The sequence below is a fragment of the Vibrio vulnificus CMCP6 genome (assembly GCF_000039765.1).
GTDB lineage: Bacteria > Pseudomonadota > Gammaproteobacteria > Enterobacterales > Vibrionaceae > Vibrio > Vibrio vulnificus_B.
Window position 1 is genome coordinate 1,637,653 of sequence record NC_004459.3, and the last position, 17,596, is coordinate 1,655,248.

The window sequence follows — 17,596 nt, forward strand, 5'->3', positions numbered from 1 at the left end:
GATCTCCCTTAGGAAATGGCCCGTAGGCCATTTCCCAAACTATTTGCTAGCGATAACGTGATGGGATTAACCCAAAACGACCACAACCTCATTCACGGTGCCTTCTGCCTGCGCAGGAACGGCACCTTCGATCGCTTGACCATTTAATGTGATGGATTTAACGCCCTTAGAAACACCTTGTGGGTTTTCGACTTTGATTTGGTAAGTCGCGCCACGCCATTGACGAGTCACTTCAAAACCAGGCCACGCTGTTGGAATACATGGGTCGATCTCAAGTGAATCAAAACCAGTACGCACACCGAGAATGAAGTTGGTGGTGGCGTAGTAAGCCCAACCTGAGGTTCCCGTTAACCAAGGGTGGTTTGCACGACCATGGTCTTGGTGGTCACGGCCCATGATGAACTGAACGTAGGAGTACGGTTCTGCCATGCGCGTTTCAATGATGTCGTTTTGGTTGTATGGGTTGAGTGAGTCGTAAAGCTCCATTGCGCGATCACCACGGCCCAGTTTCGCTTCTGCAACCCAAGCCCATGGGTTTGGATGCGAGAAGATAGCGCCGTTTTCTTTCACGCCTTGGTAAACGCGAGTGACGAAACCAATATCATCGTTTGGTGTCGCGAACGATGGTGCGTTTAGGTGTAGGCCGTATTTCGAGAACAGGTACTCGTATACCGCGTCCATCGCCTTGATGCCGCGCTCGTGGCTGACTGCGCCAGACAGTACTGCCAGCGAGTTTGACTCAAGGTGCACTTTGCCTTCCACTTGGTCGAAGGTACCGATCTTGTCGCCATCTTTGGTCAAACCACGGATGTACCATTCGCCTTTCTCATCCCACAAATGAGTTTCACACGCTTCACGAACGCCGCTTGCCATCGCTTGGTATTTGTCTGTCGCCGCTTCGTCATTACGGAAGCGAGAAAGCTCTAGGAAGGCTTCCAGTGCCCAGAAATGCAGGAATGACACCATGGAAGACTCACCACCACCTAGGTTTAGACAGTCGTTCCAGTCTGCGCGTAGACCTTTACAGATACCCGTTTGACCGACGTATTCTGCGGAGAAATCCAGTGCCGCCATCATGTGTTCATACACAGTCGCGTTGCCGCCGTCTGCATAAGGAATCACTTCATCAATAAAGCCGATATCGCCCGTCTCTTTCACATAGTTCAAGATGGTTGGCACGATCCATAGGTGATCGTCGGAACAGGTGTCTTTGATACCGTGGATCTTGTCATCGTCAGATGGTGTTGGGACAACGGTTGGTGATTTTGATGGTTTAACATCCGCTTTTTCTGGATCGAACCAATCTGGATCAAATAGGTGTAAACCGTATCCCGCTTTCACTTGGCCGCGAAGCAGATCAACCAAGCGTTTGCGCGTCATTGCTGGGTTGGTGTGAGGAACCGAAATTGCGTCTTGCGCGGTATCGCGGTAACCCAAGCCTGTGCGGCCACCCACTTCAATGAAAGAGGCAAAGCGAGACCACACCACACACGTTTCTGCTTGGTATAGAGTCCATGCGTTGATCATGGTATCCAAACCTGCGTTTGGTGATTTCACTTGGAACTTCTCACAGCGCTCGTCCCAGTGCGCTTTGATACCAGCAAAGGCTTGATCGACTTTAGTGAGATCTTGGTATTTCTCGCGCAGTTTTGCGCCATTACCTTTACCTACACCTAAGATCACTGCAAAGCGTACTTTTTCGCCAGGTTGTAGAACGAATTGTTTGTGCAACGCGCCACAGTGGTTGTAACAGGTTTGTGCAGTGTTAGAACACTTACCTTGTGCCACAGCGATTGGGTTTGCTTCGTCGCGGTACATACCGAGGAAGACATCGCGTTGGCCGTCGTAGCTGTCAGCATCAAACGTGGCTGTCAGGTAGTAGAAACCTAAGAAGTCGTCGGTGTTGTAGTATAGATCGTACTCAATCACGCCATCTTTGTACTCGGTACCTGCAGAGTACAAGGACATCTGATGGTTTTGGTTGTCCGATTTAATGTGGCTGAAAGAAAACTCGACGTAGTTGAATGCACTGATGGTGCGCACTTCGTCAGAGGTGTTCTCGATTTCAACGTCCCAAACTTCCGCGTCTTCACCTTTTGGTACAAACAGGGTTTTGTTGGCAACAATGCCATTGTATTCACACTTAAACTTGGAATAAGACAGGCCGTGACGAACTTCGTATTTCGCCTGCTCTAGGCTTTTAGCCACAGGCTGCCATGAAATTGACCAGTAATCACCCGTTGCATCATCGCGTAGGTAGACATAGTGCCCCGGACGATCTTGAGTAAAGTTTGGACGGAACTTGGTCACACGGTTGTACTCAGGAGAGTGATAGAAAGAGTATCCCCCTGCGTTGTGTGAAATAACGGTACAGAATTTTTCGGTACCTAAGTAGTTGGTCCATGGTGCCGGTACATCCGGGCGAGTGATGACGTATTCACGATTGTCATTATCGAAATAGCCGTATTTCATTGTCATTTCCTTTTCAACAAACTGCTTGGTAAGGCAGTCAAAAACTAAAGCTAGTGAAAACTTAGGAAAGCGAGGCTTTCATTCGGTTGTTCATTTCCATGGCTGGCGATACTTGATGCCCTGTTTGTCCAGTAGCGGCAAGTGACCTTTCAGCCTTGATAAAAAGTCGTTCCAATCACGATGTTCTTTCTGTGTCCAACACGCTTCGGCGAGTGCAATAATGCGTGGGAAGACCATATAGTCCATTCGCTCAGGGTTATTGATGATTTCGCACCAAAGAGCCGTTTGGATTCCCCAAATTCGCTTATGAATTGGGTCGTCAGCCGGAATATTGGCAAGCGGCTCGTAGTTGTAGGCTTTTTCGAGTGGCAGTGGATTGGCCCAATCTACCCCCGGCTCTTCCGGTGCGTAATCTTGTGTCATATCGAGATAAGTGGTTTGAGCGGGTTGAAGTACCACATCAAAGCCTTGACGGGCGCAGTTCACCGCCGCTTCTTCACTTAACCACGAGTAAATCACGGTGTCCTTACTCACTTTGTCACCGTGTTGTGCTTCTTCCCATCCCAACATTCGCTTGCCAAGACTGCGCAGCTTTTGCTCGGCGTGACGCAGTAAGTGACCTTGCAGCTCCTTGTAATCCTGATAGCCATGTTGCTTCATCAAGGCTTGACAGCTTGGGCTGTTTGACCAAACCCCGTGAGGTACTTCGTCGGCACCAATATGAACGTAGGGTGCCGGGAACAGTTGGGCGATTTCTTCCAGCACACCATCTAAAAATTGATAGGTGGTGCTTAAGCCGGGATTAAGAACGTTATCGGAGTAATTTTGAATACTGCGATAGACGGTGTCGTCTTCTGCTTCTACCAGCATTTCTGGCAGCGATTTAATCGCTGCGCGACAGTGACCAGGAACGTCAATTTCAGGAATGACCATGATGCTGCGCTGCGCGGCGTAGGCGACCACTTCTTTGATCTCTTCTTGGCTATAGAACCCGCCATAACGCTGCGAAATATGGGTATATTGGGGCTCAATCGCTTCATCGACACCACGCCAAGCCCCTGTCTCTGTTAATGCTGGGAATGCTTTGATTTCAACGCGCCAGCCTTCATCGTCCGTTAAATGCCAATGAAAGGTATTGAACTTATAGTGGGCGAGGAGATTAATTAGACGCTTGACTTGCTCAACCGAGTGGAAGTGGCGAGAGCAATCCAACATCATGCCGCGATAGCGAAAACGTGGGCTGTCAGAAATTGAACAGCAAGCCAACTGGGCCTCTTGTGTGAGCGAGTTGTAATCAAGCAGTTGTAATAGGCTTGCGGTAGCGTGGACAAAGCCAGAGCTAGAGCCCGCTTCAACGCGCACTTGCTCTTGGCTAATTTTGAGTTGATAAGCCCCTTCATCCAGTGTTGGGTTGCTACGGTAAACGATTTCTCCCGCTTCGCTGGTGGCAAGTTTAAACTGATGCAAACGCGCCATTTCGTCCATGAGCCAAGTCACCGCGGAGTCCGCCAATGCGGATTGGCAGGTGATGGCTGACGATGGTGTGAGAGAAAAATGCCCAGCATCAACATGCAACGCATTTGCTTTAGGTAATAGTGAATAGGCGCTGGCTAACGTAGGAGCGATGGTTTCGCGTTCACGGTAGGGTGAAGCAAGAACGATCGGGGTGACATCGACGTTAGAGCGCACCTGCTCACCTTCATGGTGATACTCGACAAAAGCTTCATTCAATCCATCGGAATAAAAACGGAATGGATTGGTCAGTACGGTGAACTCACAATAGAAGTGATGATTGGCCGGTAGTACCAAGCTATCTGGTTTTAACTGACAGAAACTCCCAATTTGCGTTAAGGTGCCATGCGAAATGCTGCCTGGCTGAATAAAACGAGTAAAGGCAAAGGTTAAAGACCAGTTGGGTAAGTCTTGATCACTGAGGTTATGCAGCGTCATACCAAAACGGCAGTTTTGCTTTTGTTCTGAAAGGACAACCAGGTCGATACGATATTCCATAAACGATTCCTAATTTGTTGCCACGGCATAGAGGTTATGTTCGCTTTTACCTGCAAACATGAGTGCACCCTCTATGGCGTCATACTGAGCTTCAACGATCCACTGTTGTACTGGTGGAGAGAGCCACTTAACAATACGCTCGGCAATGCTGCCCATTAGACAGATGCGTGTTGCCCCGCGTTTATTTAAGGCAATCAGGAACATTTCAATGTCTTGCGCTGTTTGTTTTAGCATCTCGATCGCCAGTGTGTCGCCTTGTTCGGCATGCTGGAAGATCGCAGGAGAAAATTGGCCATAATCACGAGGTAAAGCGGTTTTTGACCACTCAACAATGGCATCCACGTCATGATGGAAATGCGCCATAACATGCTCACATAACGGTGTGTTTTCGCGGATCCCATCTTGAGCTAGGAGTACTTGTTGAATAAGACGAAGGCCCATGACAGCGCCGCCCCCTTGATCCGAAATAGGAAACTCACGGCCGCCAACCACGTGTTGAGTGGTGCCTTGCAGATAGATGCCACATGAACCCGTACCGGCAATCATGATGGCGCCATCTTGACCATTATGTGCACCAATACAGGCGCCGTAAGCGTCGGTATTGAGTGTCATGCTGGCAAACGGATGTGTTTGTTGCATAAAGCTTTGCCAAGAGGCTTTATGTTCTGCTCCGGCTAAAGCCAATCCTACATGCATGCGAGAAAAATCTTGTGTGGATAAACCGCCTTGTGTGGCCGCGTCTTGAATGGCCGAAAGAATCGATTCCATTGCCACAGAGGCGCCCAGCATAATGTTGGCACTGCCGCTTTTGGCTTCACCAATAAAGTGCCCTTGAGCATCTTTGATGCGTGCTCGGCAAGAAGTGCCGCCCCCATCGATTCCTACGTATAAATGCGTCATGTTATTTTCCTAGCGTGGCTGAGTTGTAGTGTGTCTGGCTCATGATCGCGAGAAGATACCAAGCCCCATGAGGGATCCATTGCTCTCCCCAGCGCCAGTTTTGTAATAAGTCGTCTTTTTGTTTTTCAGGATTAAAGGCAATGTCGTTTTCATCATCAAAGCCTGAAGTGATGCCGTTACAGACGCCCCCTTTGGCGTTGAAGAAACCGAATTGAGGCAAATAGTCAGGATTGTTACGACCATGCCCATCCAGCATACACATATCGTAAGGGTTGAGACCCAATACCCAATCGAGTGAGCGCTGAGCCAATACGGCCATCTCATGACTGAGGCGAGCATCTTGCAGATGAGGTTGCACCAAGTAAGCCATTGAGGCGATGGAGCCTAAACGCGCATTCTCACCTTGCCACCAGTACCCAGACTCATTGTTTTGCGCGACAAAAAACGCATCACGCTTATTTTCGTTTACGCCTTTGACATATTGTCTTGGGTAGCTAAATGGGTTATTCACTTTATGAGTAATGTTGAGCTCAAATTCACATGCTCGGTGCACGACTTCTCGCGCTTGTTCCATTAGTTCAGAGTTGTGTTCAATCGAGAGGTATTCGCACAGGGCAATAACAGGTAGGCCTGCTTCCGCTGCGTGGAAATAGGGACGAGAACCATCCAGATTGGCAGACCAATAATGGGCAAACTGCTCATCACTTTGCTGTCGAGTACACAAGCGTGATGCCCAAATTCGGCTTTCCGCGAGATAACGCTCTTCTTGAGTGGCACGATAGAGCTCAACAACCGCGAGCAGAGCGCAATACTCATCAATGATGTTTTCTTGACCATCGTTGAGGTATTGAGGGTTGTACTCTTTGAGATGCCAGTAACCATTCTCTGCAGCATTGAGGTATTTTTGTTGGTCAAATTCACCGTGTACATCGAGACGAGAGGCGGCCGCTAGCGCTGCGATGCTGACGCCGCCGCCTTGACGAAACCCTGCTTGATAGTCATCAGATTTATGACCTTGCTGAGTTTCGTAAGAGCAGATCTCGCGTTGTTTGATGTCTTTACTCCACTTATCGAACACCGTGGTATAGAAGAAGCCTTGGCTGTCTTGCATTCTGACGAGGAAATCCGCGCCATGCAGCGCTTCTTCTTTCAAACGTACTTGGCTGAAGGCGGGTAGGATCTCATGACCAGAGAGCAGTTCTAGCCCTTTAAGCATGTTCCAAACCACCATCGGCGTTTGCTGTGGGTTGAGATAATTGGCATACGAAAGATGGCTGAGGTATTTGCTCACGTCGCCAGATGCGTCGTACCAACCGCCGTGTACATCGACGGTTTTATTACGGTTTAACAGTGGTGCGTTGCGATCTTGCAGGTCAAAAATGCCGCCACAGCGCTGTGATTTAAAGTAATGCAGTACATCGGAAAAAGTTTGCTGCATCAGCAGCGATTGGCCGATAGTGAAGTTTGCTGAACGATGATTATCAAAACGAATATAGAACTCGCCGACTTGGTCGAAGTCTGAAAAATCAATCGTGTAAAAGTAACCTTGGTGCCAATTGGCGACTTTGCCCACTTTCTCGATTTCTAATGATGCCACGGTCTGATGGCCATTGGCGCACACCAATAAGGCAGCATAAGACGACAAACGCGACTTATTACTTTGAATGACCGCATGTTTGGGTCCACTCAGTTCGTAGCCTAGGTGATTGGTGAGTAGCAGCATTACAAATCTCCGACATGTCGCAAAATAATAGGTAGTAACAGTGAGAGCCAAGGCAACGCCTTGGCTCAATTAGGTTTAGTTTTCGAATAGGTAACAACGAACAAAGTGGTTTTCAGACAGTTGAGTCACTTCAGGCAGCTTCTCACGACATTTCTCTGTTGCGTGTTCACAGCGACCAGCGAAAGGACAGCCAACGGAATCTGGAGTCCAAAGTGGAATTTCTCCTTTGTTGCCTTTGAGCTTTTCATGAATGGATTTCGATGGATCTGGCACCGCAGAAACCAACAACTGCGTGTATGGGTGTTGAGGATCGTGAATGATCTCATCGGTATCCCCCCATTCCACCATGTGTCCAACATACATTACTGCCAGATCTTCCGCGATATAACGAGCCGTTGCGATGTCGTGCGTGATGTAAAGAAGAGACATCTGTTTTTCGAACTTCATCTCTTCCATCAAGTTAAGGACACCAGCGCGAATCGATACGTCCAGCATTGAGGTCGGTTCGTCGGCAAGCACCACTTCTGCGCCTACAGCAATGTTACGCGCCAAGTTGACACGCTGACGCTGACCACCAGAAAGCTGATGCGGAAACTTTTCTGCAGTGGCTTTCGGTGGAATCAAGCCCACTTGTTCAAGCAGGTCGTACACGCGCTCTTCCAACTCTTTCTTGTTACCCGGTGCGACCTTTTTGTGGATCAGTAGCGGGCGCGCAATATGGTGGAAGATATTGTGTGTTGGGTTGAGAGAACCAAACGGGTCTTGCCACACCATTTGGATCCCTTCGCGATAGGTCATGAGATCTTTCTTTGATGTGATCTCTTGAATATCACGCCCTTTGTACTCAATGACGCCATTCGTTGGGGCGTACATCTTGGCAATCATTTTGGCTGTCGTGGATTTGCCTGAGCCAGATTCACCCACGACAGACAGACCACGTGCTTTGTACATTTTGAACGACACGTCGTTGATCGCACGCATCTTGGTTTGTTTTAGAGCATTACTGTTGAGGGGAAAGTCTTTGACGACATTTTTACCTTCAATCAGTAGCTCGCCATATTCTTTGCTCATAATTGTCTCCAGTCTTCTTACTGCTTATTTCGTTGTGTTACAGCTTGTTTTGAGCAATCGGTTCGCCATAAAGGTGGCAGTTTGAGAAACGGCCTGGCTCGATTTGTCTTAAGCTAGTAGCGACTTTGGTACAGGTGTCATGCACTCGATCACAACGTGCCTGGAAACGGCAGCCCTGAGGAACCTCTAGTAAGTTAAGAGGGTTACCTGGGATACCTGTTAACTTGGTTTTTGGACCCGTTAACGGAGGGAAAGAGCTACCCAACCCTTTGGTGTAAGGGTGGTAAGGACTTTCCAAAATTTGTTTAGCGGGAGCGACTTCAATCAGTTCACCGGAATACATGATGCCAATGCGGTCTGAAAACTCGACCATCAACGACAAGTCATGGGTAATGAACAGAATCGAGAAGCCGAACTCTTCTTTCAATGCGTAGATTTTTTGCAAAATCTCACGCTGTACAACCACGTCTAGTGCTGTAGTTGGCTCATCCATGATGATCATTTTCGGATTGAGAGCCAACGCGATTGCAATAACCAAACGCTGACGCATACCACCAGAGAACTGATGAGGGTAGTCATGCAAACGGCTTGGGTGAATGTCCACGATCTCCAGCAAACCTTCTGCGCGACGTTTTGCCTGCTCACGCGTCATGTTGGTGTGGCGCATGATGACGTCACAGAATTGATCTTCCATCGTCAGTACTGGGTTCAGCGCGTTCATTGCACTTTGGAAAACCATCGACATTTCGCTCCAGCGGAATGCCTGCATGCGGTCATCGCTGTATTGCAAGATGTTTTCACCATTGAAGATGACTTCCCCGCCAGTGATAAACGCTGGCGGCTTGTGTAGACGCATCAATGAGAATGCAACGGTGGATTTGCCACAGCCTGATTCGCCTGCTAGGCCAAATACTTCGCCTGGTGCAATATCAAAGCTAACGTTGTTACAAGCGCGGACATCGCCCGCGTCTGTGATGTAGTCAACGCAAAGGTTGCGGATTGAAATAAGTGGTTCGGTCATGATTATTTATCTCCGCTCCAAAGTGCATTTTGCGGTGCCATTTCAGGCTCACGCTCTTTCTTGTCTTCTTTCGCTAGCTTCTGCCAGCGCTTCATTCCTTTGTGAGAACGAAGTTGTGGGTTCGCAATCTCATCGACCGCAAAGTTCAGTAATGCAAGGCCAGTGACGAGTAGTGTCAGTGCGATACACGGAGCAAGCAGTTCCCACCATGCGCCAATCAGCATTGAAGAGGAGGTCTGTACGTTGTACAGCATGATGCCCCAACTGATGGTGTTTGGATCGCCTAGACCAAGGAAGGAAATGATCGATTCCATGGTGATGGCGTACATTACCGAGCCGATGAAACTTGCACCCACAATTGGAATCAGGTTTGGCAGAATCTCAACAAAGATGATGCGCCATGAAGATTCGCCCAATACTTCTGCGGCTTTAACAAATTCTTTTTCACGTAGTGCAAGGGTTTGAGAGCGGACAACCCGCGCACCCCAGGCCCAGGAGGTACAGCCGATGATAATGGCAATGGTCATTGGCCCTGCTTCACCGATAAAGGCGGCAAGAACGAACAGCAATGGATACTGAGGAATAACCAGCATGATGTTCATCGCAGCGGTGAGAATGTCATCAACACGACCACCAAAGTAACCCGCTGAGATACCAATAACGGTTGCGAGGAAACACACGGTGATACCCGCACCAAAACCAACCGCAAGTGACACTCGTGCACCGTAAGCTAGTTGTGACCATACGTCACGCCCCATACGAGAAGTACCCAGTACGTGATCGGCTTTCTTCGACAGAAGAAGAGTACGACGGTCATCGGCAAGGTTGGTAGCAATCCAACCATTTGGATCTGCTTGCGCGGCTTTGACGACGAAACTTGGGTATTCGTGTGGGTTACCAGTACGTTTATCTGGAGCATGTTTGGTGATCAGCGGCGCTGCGACCGCCATAAAGATAAACAGACAAACAATGACCAAACCAACGCGAGCAATCGCATTACCTAGAATCAGCTTAAATAAGTTGTTCATGATTATTTGCCTCCCTTGCGTAGGCGAGGATCGAGTACGACATACAGCATGTCGGCAATCAGGTTAAATGACAGCATAAATAGAGTCATGATTAACAATTGGCCTTGTAGTACTTGGTAGTCACGTGCATTGATCGCATCAAGCAGGACTTTACCCAAACCTGGGTAGTTGAAGATGATTTCAACAATCAGTTGACCACCGATGGCCATACCGAGTGACATGGATAGAGCAGTCACACTTGGTAGCAGTGCGTTACGAGCTGCGTAGTTGAACACCACGCGGTTTTCGCTTAAGCCTTTGCCTTTCGCCATAGTGATGTAGTCTTCTGCTAGCAGGTTGATCATGTTGTTACGCATGTTCACCAAGAAGCCACCAATTTGAACGATAGACGCACAGAAGAGAGGTAGGACGGCGTGATAAGCAACATCCTTGAAGTAGGCCCAGCTCGTCCAATCTGGAATGGTACCAGGCGTGTATGCATAGCCCGTCGGGAACCAACCAAGACCGATTGCAAAGATAAATAGGGCTAGCATTGCGATAACCACCTGAGGTACAGCTTGAATAATCAACATACCTGGTGTGATGAATGCATCGTATTTACTACCACGACGCCATGCTGCGAAAATACCCAGAATAGAGCCGATTGAGAATGAAAGAATAACCGCAGTACCAGCTAGGAAAAGGGACCAACCAAATGCGCTGCCTAATAGGTCATTAACACTCAGTGGGTAGAATTTAATAGAAGTACCAAGTTCCCAGCTTAGAATGCTCTTAATGTAAGTGAAATACTGAACATAAAGGGGACCATCGACAAAACCTAGCAGTTTCTTCATTGCCTCAATACGTTCTGGCGTTACCTGTGTGGTTGCATTCGCAAACATCATGGTAACTGGATCGCCAGGCATTGCTCGAGGAATAATAAAGTTTAATGTTGCCGCGACTAGCAGCGCGACCATATAGAACGACAAACGTCTTAAAAAATAACCCATAACTCACACCTTACTCACCCAGACTTTTTCCCTGTTTCTGGTTTCAGGTCGCTCGTGACCAAATTCAGAGCGAAAAATCCCCTGACGACTGGCGCCATAAACAAACTAGGTCTGAGAGGGATTTTATAGCGGCGCACGGGATGCGCGCCGCGGGAGATGAACTTCTACTTATTTAACTGGTTTTAGGTCCAGTACGTGTAGTAGACGCTCTGGGATGCCTGCCCAAATGTTTGGACGGCCCTTCGGATTTTCTTCTGTCCACCAACCAGTGAAGCGCTTGGTGTTGTATTGGTACATGTAAGCACCAGACATTACAGGGATAGTAACTTGATCCGCTGCGATGATTTGCTGGATGCCATGAGCAATGGATAGCTGCTCTTTCTTGTCAGCCGTTTTGTAGAAGCTGTCAAGTAGGTTGTCCAGTTTGTCATTGGTGTAGAAGTGCATCGCGAAGCGTGGCATGCCTTCACCTTTCTGTAGTGCAGAGTTGTATGCACTGTTCCAGTATAGGTGTGGATCCGCACCGTGGAAGTAGTTGGTGTACGCCACGTCGTAAGTACCATCAAGCATTGCTTGGTTGTACACTGCGAACTCAGGAGTACGAGCACGTGCTTTAATCCCTACTTCAGCAAGCTGCTCAACCGCTAGTTGAACTGTGTTGTTGAAGTCAGTCCAACCGTTTGGAGATTGGATGAGTAGCTCAAATGGTTTGCCAGATGGAGTATCAACGAAACCGTCTTTGTTCACATCTTTAAAGCCAGCTTTCGCTAGAAGCTTCTTCGCGCCTTCAACGTTGTAGGTGTTGTAGCCTTTGTACTTGTTGTGAGTCTTTTCGTCAGACCACGCTTCGAATGCATAGCCAAGGCCAGATGCGAAGTCGTTCACTGTACCACCACCGTAGAATGCGATGTCGATGATAGTTTGACGGTCAAGAGCCATTGAGAATGCACGACGGAAATCAACGTTAGTCAGAGCTTCGTTCTTCGCTGCATCTGGGTTCTTGAAGTTCACAACGAACGCTTGAGTACCTGATGGTGGGTACCAGTACTGATGGTTAGGGCTCGCTGCTGCGTAAGTACGGTCAATATCTGGAATGAAAGAAGAGGTCCAGTCTAGCTCAGAGTTAACGATTTTACCCAATAGCTGGTCGTTGTTTGCGATCTGAGGTACACGCAGACAGTCAACTTCTAGGTTCGCAGAATCCCAGTAGTTAGGGTTACGACACTGAATGTATAGCTGAGGAGTGAAGGTGTCGATAACCGTAAATGGACCAGTACCTACAGGGTTTTCGTTCGTGAATGTTGTTGGATCTTTCACTTCTTTCCATACGTGCTCAGCAACGATAGGAACAAGAGAAATTTCGTAAGGTACGTTTGAGTTAGCTTCGCTTAGACGGAAACGAACTTGGTAGTCATTCAGTTTCTCTACGCTAGTTACCCACTTGTTGATACCACGTTGGTCAAGTTCTGGTTTGTTCTTAAGTAGAGCATAAGAGAACACAACGTCGTCAGCATTGAATGCTTGACCGTCAGACCATTTAACACCTTTACGGATGTCAAACGTTACGCTCATTAGGTCATCAGACATGCGGAAGTCTTCAGCAAGACGCATAACTGGCGTGTTGCCGTGCATCTCATTGAAAACAACTAGTGGCTCATAGATGAAGTCCGTTGTTGTGCGAAGGTTAGTCGCCAAGTACGGGTTAAAGTTACGTACCATTGTAGGGTAAAAATCAGGTACGATGGTCAGCTCACTACGAGCTGCCGCTGGTGCTGAAATGCTGGTCGCTGCTGCGGCGATAACTGCAGTTGCTAGAGCTGTCTTTTTAATATTGGCAAGCATAGCTGTTCCTTACTATTTTGCTTTCATTTCACAATGTTTGGAATGTCATCAATTGATAAACACTCTCCAAGACCTACCTCTGATAATCATTTACCAAAGTGGCCTGTAGGCCTTAGGCAAGGCTAAGAAAACACCTTAGCGAGAAAATAATCAAATAGCATTCCCGTTAAAAACGTTAAAACTCCTAACAACTCCGTTATAAACGTCATTTTTTTTATCTGAGTTGGTTTTTTGAGCAAAAAATGGACATTGATGTGTGTCGCATTGTTCTTAATGTAGGTAGGTGTCTGTTAGTGGTTACTTACCTCTCTGGCTCTTTGTACTATAGATATTAGGCTTCTGGTTCTAAATGAGGATCTCGCTCACACAGCAAAATGACGTTAATTAATCGACAAAAATTTAATCTGCCGTTCTGTTGTGATTGATCTCGCAATATGGTTTAAAAGTCCCCACTTTAGGCGAGAGTAATGGTTTGTACGATGAAAAAATGGCATTTTTTTCGCACTGAGTGATGGTTATTTTTAACTGAGAATAAAGTGCGTATTGGGCATATCTGCGTGGTTTTTATTCGCACATCATTAGCGGTGTTTACCACTTCATTTCTGCAGCGAAGGGGACAAGCAAAGGCAAAACATAACGCGCAGGTATCCCGCCTATATGGATGTGAGAGCGGTTTACCCTGCAATAACCGTAGGCGAGCAAGCGTTTCCTATAATCGTAAAGACATCCCCTAGCGCGTTTGCGCTTTAAGAGTAGTAGAGAGGCTCGAAATATCGTCAAGGACGTGTTGCGCTGTCTGATGACGGTAGAGCATGCTCATCAACACTGGAGTTGATATTGCTTGTTCTGAGGGGAAGTACGCAACTATCTGAAAGTTGGGCAAATGAAAAGCCCGACTCTTTCGAATCGGGCTGAAGTTAACGATAGACGCCCAACATTATTAGCTGGTGAGCAGGCGTTGTAATTTATCTCGCTGCATCTCAATGTAAGTACGCTCAGGACTTTGCTCTTTACAGTGCTCCAGAATGTACTCAATAGAACTCAACACGGTTCTCCAACGCGGCGTTTTTGGCAAGGTTTCAATTCGCATGTATTTATCAAGTGTGCGAGTTTGTAGCGTGCTGCGGTCGAGATAAACACGCCATAAACCACTTTGTTCAGCAAAGGTAAATTTGTTTTCACCTGTCACTGACTCCCAATAATCGAGTGCATGCGTCATCAAATCCACGAGGACTTCACGCATCAGCTCTTGCTTATTCTTATTGGTACCCAGCGCTTTGTCGGCCAGGCGAGTAAATTCTCCCCCTAGCTCTTTGAGGCTCTGTAAGCGCTCTTTGTCACCATCAAAGGCATAGCTTGAAAGGACTTCTACGGCGGTTTCTAGGTTGTGCACACGAGAAGCAGCAGCGCCTCCCCCGACATTAAAGATAAACATCGCATCAAGGCCAGACCCTTCTGGTAGTTTAAGGATATCCGTTTCAATATGCTGTCGAACATCGTCGACATAGATATCGATATTGCCGCAATAGTGCTGCTGTTTGACGGTTAAATATTTGGGTGCAATAAGTTCTTCTGCGTTTGAGCGCTTGAGTTGCTCTAAGCTGCGTTTGAACAGTTTACAGGCCGCGTCATTGGCAAAGCGAATACGCTTATCTTCACGAATACAGATAATGGCTTCTGGGGCCGATTCCAATTGTTCTAATAAACGCCCTTGTGTTTCCAGTAAGCTCGCTTCTACCATAGCACGTTGGCGAAGCTCCGCTTCAAGGCGATTATTTTCCAAGCGACGAGCTTCTGCTTTACTTGCCATTAAATGCGCTTTAATTCGGGCCGCAAGCTCTTGCTTATTAAATGGTTTGGTTAAGTAATCATTGGCCCCAGCTTCGAATCCTCGCACGCGATCTTCGCTCTGACTCAACGCCGTTAGCATGATAATAGGCAATTCTGCCATGTCGTATTGCTGTCGGAGTTGATGGCAAACTTGATAACCGCTCATGCCTGGCATCATTATGTCGAGCAACAGCAAGGCGGGTTTTTCATGTTCAATGAGTTCGAGAGTGTCTGGGCCATCTGAGGCCGTTTGCACTCGGTACCCTTCGATGCGTAGGAAACTTTCAAGCACGCGTAAGTTGACGGGTTCATCATCGGCCACAATCAGTAGCGGACCATTGGGATTTTCTGGCAGTGAGGAATTATCTAATGAGATCAATTCATTGCTATCTGGCGCTTGGAAGTGATGTTGATTTTGCATGACTTCCGTGGCACTGATTTCGTCTGCGCTGGCCAATGGCAAGGTGAAGCTAAAGGTGGTGCCAACCATAGGTTGACTGCTGACGTAGAGCGATCCTCCCATTAACTCGATAAGCTGACGGCTAATGGAAAGTCCCAGACCGGCACCTTGGCGATAACGACCAGAGTCGCGACCAGCTTGAATAAGCGGTTCGAAAATATGCTCCAACTGTTCTGCGGGAATGCCTTGGCCGGTATCGACGACTTGCACTCGAACTTTATCGTCAACCACATTGGCGGAAATGACGATTTTCCCTTCAGTGGTGTATTTGATCGCGTTGCCAATAAGGTTATACAGCACCTGTTCTAATCGCTGTGGATCGGCAGATACCGGCGCAACATCGTTAGAAACCTGATTAATGATGCGCAGAGTTTTGTTGCCCAATAAATGGTGAGAGAGCTCTAATACCAGTCGAGTTGCACTGGCCAAATTGACGGCGGACTTTTGAATATCCAAACTGCCATAGCGCATTTTGTGGTAGTCAAGCAAGTCATCCACAAGCGTAGCTAAGCGCTGGCCACTCTTAATAATAATGTCCAGTTGATAGCGCTGGTTAGAGGGCAGTGGGCCGTTTGCCCCTGAGATGAGGGTTTCTGCAATACCAATCATGCCATGCAGTGGAGTGCGTAGCTCATGAGAGGTCGTCGCCAAAAATTCATCTTTGAGCTTATCGGCCAATTGCAATTCGTCATTTTGCTTTTGAATCAGTTGTAGATTTTTCTCTAGCTCCGCATTTTGCGTTTTAATGAGCTGAATTTTATCGCGAATAGAGCGTTGCATTCGTTCAAAACTGATCGCTAAACGGCCAATTTCGTCTTTGCGCTCGGTATTAATCATGTTTTCATCGAGATCACCTGCAGAAACGCGCTCTGCAGCCCAAGTGAGTTTGAGTAGTGGTGAGGTGATGAAATTCGATAAGTAGTGAGATGAGATAAACACCAGCACGATCGCAATCAACATAGCGATGACGAACAGTTTTTCTAACTGATGAATGCGTGCAAACGCTTCTTTCTCCGGCAACTGAACCACTAACGCCCAGGTTTGACCTTTGAATGAAATTGGCGCATAGGCGGCGATGGTCGCCTCATCGCTGCTGTTGATATAAGTCCCCACATCCGTCAGTCCCGCGAGGGCCTTATCGACCACTTCAATACTGCTTTCGATATCGGTTTGCTTTGTGGTCATCGTGCGAGGTAAGTGGTCACTTCCAACCAGCAAAGTGTGGATAGCTGCATCTTTATTGATGTCTGCAATCAGTTTAGTGATGCCATTGTTGGGTAGCCTGAACATGGCGTAGCTGTGCAGATAGCCTTGCTGGATGATCGGTGCACCCAACCAAGCGACTTGTTTGCCATCTTCAACCGAGAAGTCGGAAATATAGACGGGGGTATAGTCTTCGTTTTGCTTGCGTTTTTCGCTGACGTCATTGGCCAATTGACGGAAGCTTTTGCCGAGCATGCTCTCTTTAAAAGGCCCTTCAATTAAGTTTGTGCCAAAGTTTTCATTTTTGTAGATGGAGTAGGTGACGTTGCCATCGAGATCCACCAACAAAATATCGTCAAAATCGGAGCGCTTCAAAAGCTCCAAATAGGCCCAGTGATAGCGCTTATGTAGTAAACGGTAGCGTTCACTACCAACAAAAGAGCTGGATTCCGGTAAAATCGACGTTTTTATTTGATCGCCAGACCCCTGAATATAGCGCTGTTGAGCGTTTTCTCGAGCCTGTTCCATATCCACGCCTAAGCTTTTGAAGGCGTTGACAAGCCCGTAAAATCGGCCACCACTCGCGTAAGCCAACTCTGAACGGACAAATCCCATCACTTCCGTTTCTTGTGCTTGGAAATAATCCAGGATCTGTTGTTGTTTGGTGTCTCGAACAGAAAGCAGGTGAGAAGTGCTCTGTTCTTGGAGATCTTTACTGTGTGATTGCAAAAAGAAAATCGCTGTGATGGTTAATGGCGTGATACTCAGCACCAAAAACGCAGTCATCAGAGTACTTTGAAGGCGTTTAAACTTCTGTTTGCGATAAAACTTAAACATACAATTTCGTCAAGGTTGTGAAGACAAGGTTTCGAATCAAAGTTGTGAATGCATGAATTTACTCTCGTTCAAGGCCAGTTTTGCGGAGATAAGAGTAAAAGGATTCAAATTTAACGAAATTAACGAGTTTTTTTACTTTGACAAGTAAGTTGTCATCAATTCGTGGAGAGTGGCGCAAAAATATCGAATGGGTGATGGAAATTGAGCAAA

Annotated in this window: 10 protein-coding genes; all 10 read right to left on the reverse strand. The window is 47.5% G+C overall.

What is annotated here, in order from left to right; all coding sequences use genetic code 11:
* Nucleotides 1–66: 66 nt before the first annotated feature.
* A complete protein-coding gene (locus VV1_RS07875; protein ID WP_011079585.1) occupies nucleotides 67–2,472 on the reverse strand; it encodes a glycoside hydrolase family 94 protein in 2,406 nt (801 codons plus the stop codon).
* 90 nt (nucleotides 2,473–2,562) lie between these two features.
* On the reverse strand, nucleotides 2,563–4,482 hold the full coding sequence (locus VV1_RS07880; RefSeq protein WP_011079586.1) for a beta-N-acetylhexosaminidase: 1,920 nt from the start codon (nucleotides 4,480–4,482) through the stop codon (nucleotides 2,563–2,565).
* Nucleotides 4,483–4,491: 9 nt separating this feature from the next.
* A complete protein-coding gene (locus VV1_RS07885; RefSeq protein WP_011079587.1) occupies nucleotides 4,492–5,382 on the reverse strand; it encodes a glucosamine kinase nucleotide-binding domain-containing protein in 891 nt (296 codons plus the stop codon).
* A gap of 1 nt (nucleotide 5,383) precedes the next feature.
* Nucleotides 5,384–7,105 (reverse strand): glycoside hydrolase family 9 protein, encoded by a 1,722-nt coding sequence (locus tag VV1_RS07890; protein ID WP_011079588.1) that lies wholly within the window; start codon nucleotides 7,103–7,105, stop codon nucleotides 5,384–5,386.
* Between the two features lie 75 nt (nucleotides 7,106–7,180).
* The gene (locus tag VV1_RS07895) at nucleotides 7,181–8,176 is read right to left on the reverse strand and encodes an ABC transporter ATP-binding protein (protein ID WP_011079589.1); all 996 of its coding nucleotides are present in this window, start codon (nucleotides 8,174–8,176) and stop codon (nucleotides 7,181–7,183) included.
* A 37-nt stretch (nucleotides 8,177–8,213) separates the two neighbouring features.
* Entirely contained in the window at nucleotides 8,214–9,197 is a 984-nt protein-coding gene (locus tag VV1_RS07900) for an ABC transporter ATP-binding protein (protein ID WP_011079590.1), read from the reverse strand.
* Nucleotides 9,198–9,199: 2 nt separating this feature from the next.
* Nucleotides 9,200–10,225: an ABC transporter permease gene (locus VV1_RS07905; RefSeq protein WP_011079591.1), complete on the reverse strand. Its 1,026-nt coding sequence runs from the start codon at nucleotides 10,223–10,225 to the stop codon at nucleotides 9,200–9,202.
* 2 nt (nucleotides 10,226–10,227) lie between these two features.
* A complete protein-coding gene (locus VV1_RS07910) occupies nucleotides 10,228–11,214 on the reverse strand; it encodes an ABC transporter permease (RefSeq protein WP_011079592.1) in 987 nt (328 codons plus the stop codon).
* A gap of 168 nt (nucleotides 11,215–11,382) precedes the next feature.
* A complete protein-coding gene (locus tag VV1_RS07915; protein ID WP_011079593.1) occupies nucleotides 11,383–13,056 on the reverse strand; it encodes an ABC transporter substrate-binding protein in 1,674 nt (557 codons plus the stop codon).
* Nucleotides 13,057–13,996: 940 nt separating this feature from the next.
* The gene (locus VV1_RS07920) at nucleotides 13,997–17,386 is read right to left on the reverse strand and encodes a response regulator (protein WP_011079594.1); all 3,390 of its coding nucleotides are present in this window, start codon (nucleotides 17,384–17,386) and stop codon (nucleotides 13,997–13,999) included.
* Nucleotides 17,387–17,596 lie beyond the last annotated feature (210 nt).

Excerpts from the sequence above, each read along its gene's own strand:
- VV1_RS07915 (WP_011079593.1), bottom strand. The coding sequence starts at position 13,056 with ATGCTTGCCAATATTAAAAAGACAGCTCTAGCAACTGCAGTTATCGCC.
- VV1_RS07895 (WP_011079589.1), bottom strand. The coding sequence starts at position 8,176 with ATGAGCAAAGAATATGGCGAGCTACTGATTGAAGGTAAAAATGTCGTC.
- VV1_RS07900 (WP_011079590.1), bottom strand. The coding sequence starts at position 9,197 with ATGACCGAACCACTTATTTCAATCCGCAACCTTTGCGTTGACTACATC.
- VV1_RS07890 (WP_011079588.1), bottom strand. The coding sequence starts at position 7,105 with ATGCTGCTACTCACCAATCACCTAGGCTACGAACTGAGTGGACCCAAA.
- VV1_RS07920 (WP_011079594.1), bottom strand. The coding sequence starts at position 17,386 with ATGTTTAAGTTTTATCGCAAACAGAAGTTTAAACGCCTTCAAAGTACT.
- VV1_RS07880 (WP_011079586.1), bottom strand. The coding sequence starts at position 4,482 with ATGGAATATCGTATCGACCTGGTTGTCCTTTCAGAACAAAAGCAAAAC.
- VV1_RS07905 (WP_011079591.1), bottom strand. The coding sequence starts at position 10,225 with ATGAACAACTTATTTAAGCTGATTCTAGGTAATGCGATTGCTCGCGTT.
- VV1_RS07885 (WP_011079587.1), bottom strand. The coding sequence starts at position 5,382 with ATGACGCATTTATACGTAGGAATCGATGGGGGCGGCACTTCTTGCCGA.
- VV1_RS07875 (WP_011079585.1), bottom strand. The coding sequence starts at position 2,472 with ATGAAATACGGCTATTTCGATAATGACAATCGTGAATACGTCATCACT.
- VV1_RS07910 (WP_011079592.1), bottom strand. The coding sequence starts at position 11,214 with ATGGGTTATTTTTTAAGACGTTTGTCGTTCTATATGGTCGCGCTGCTA.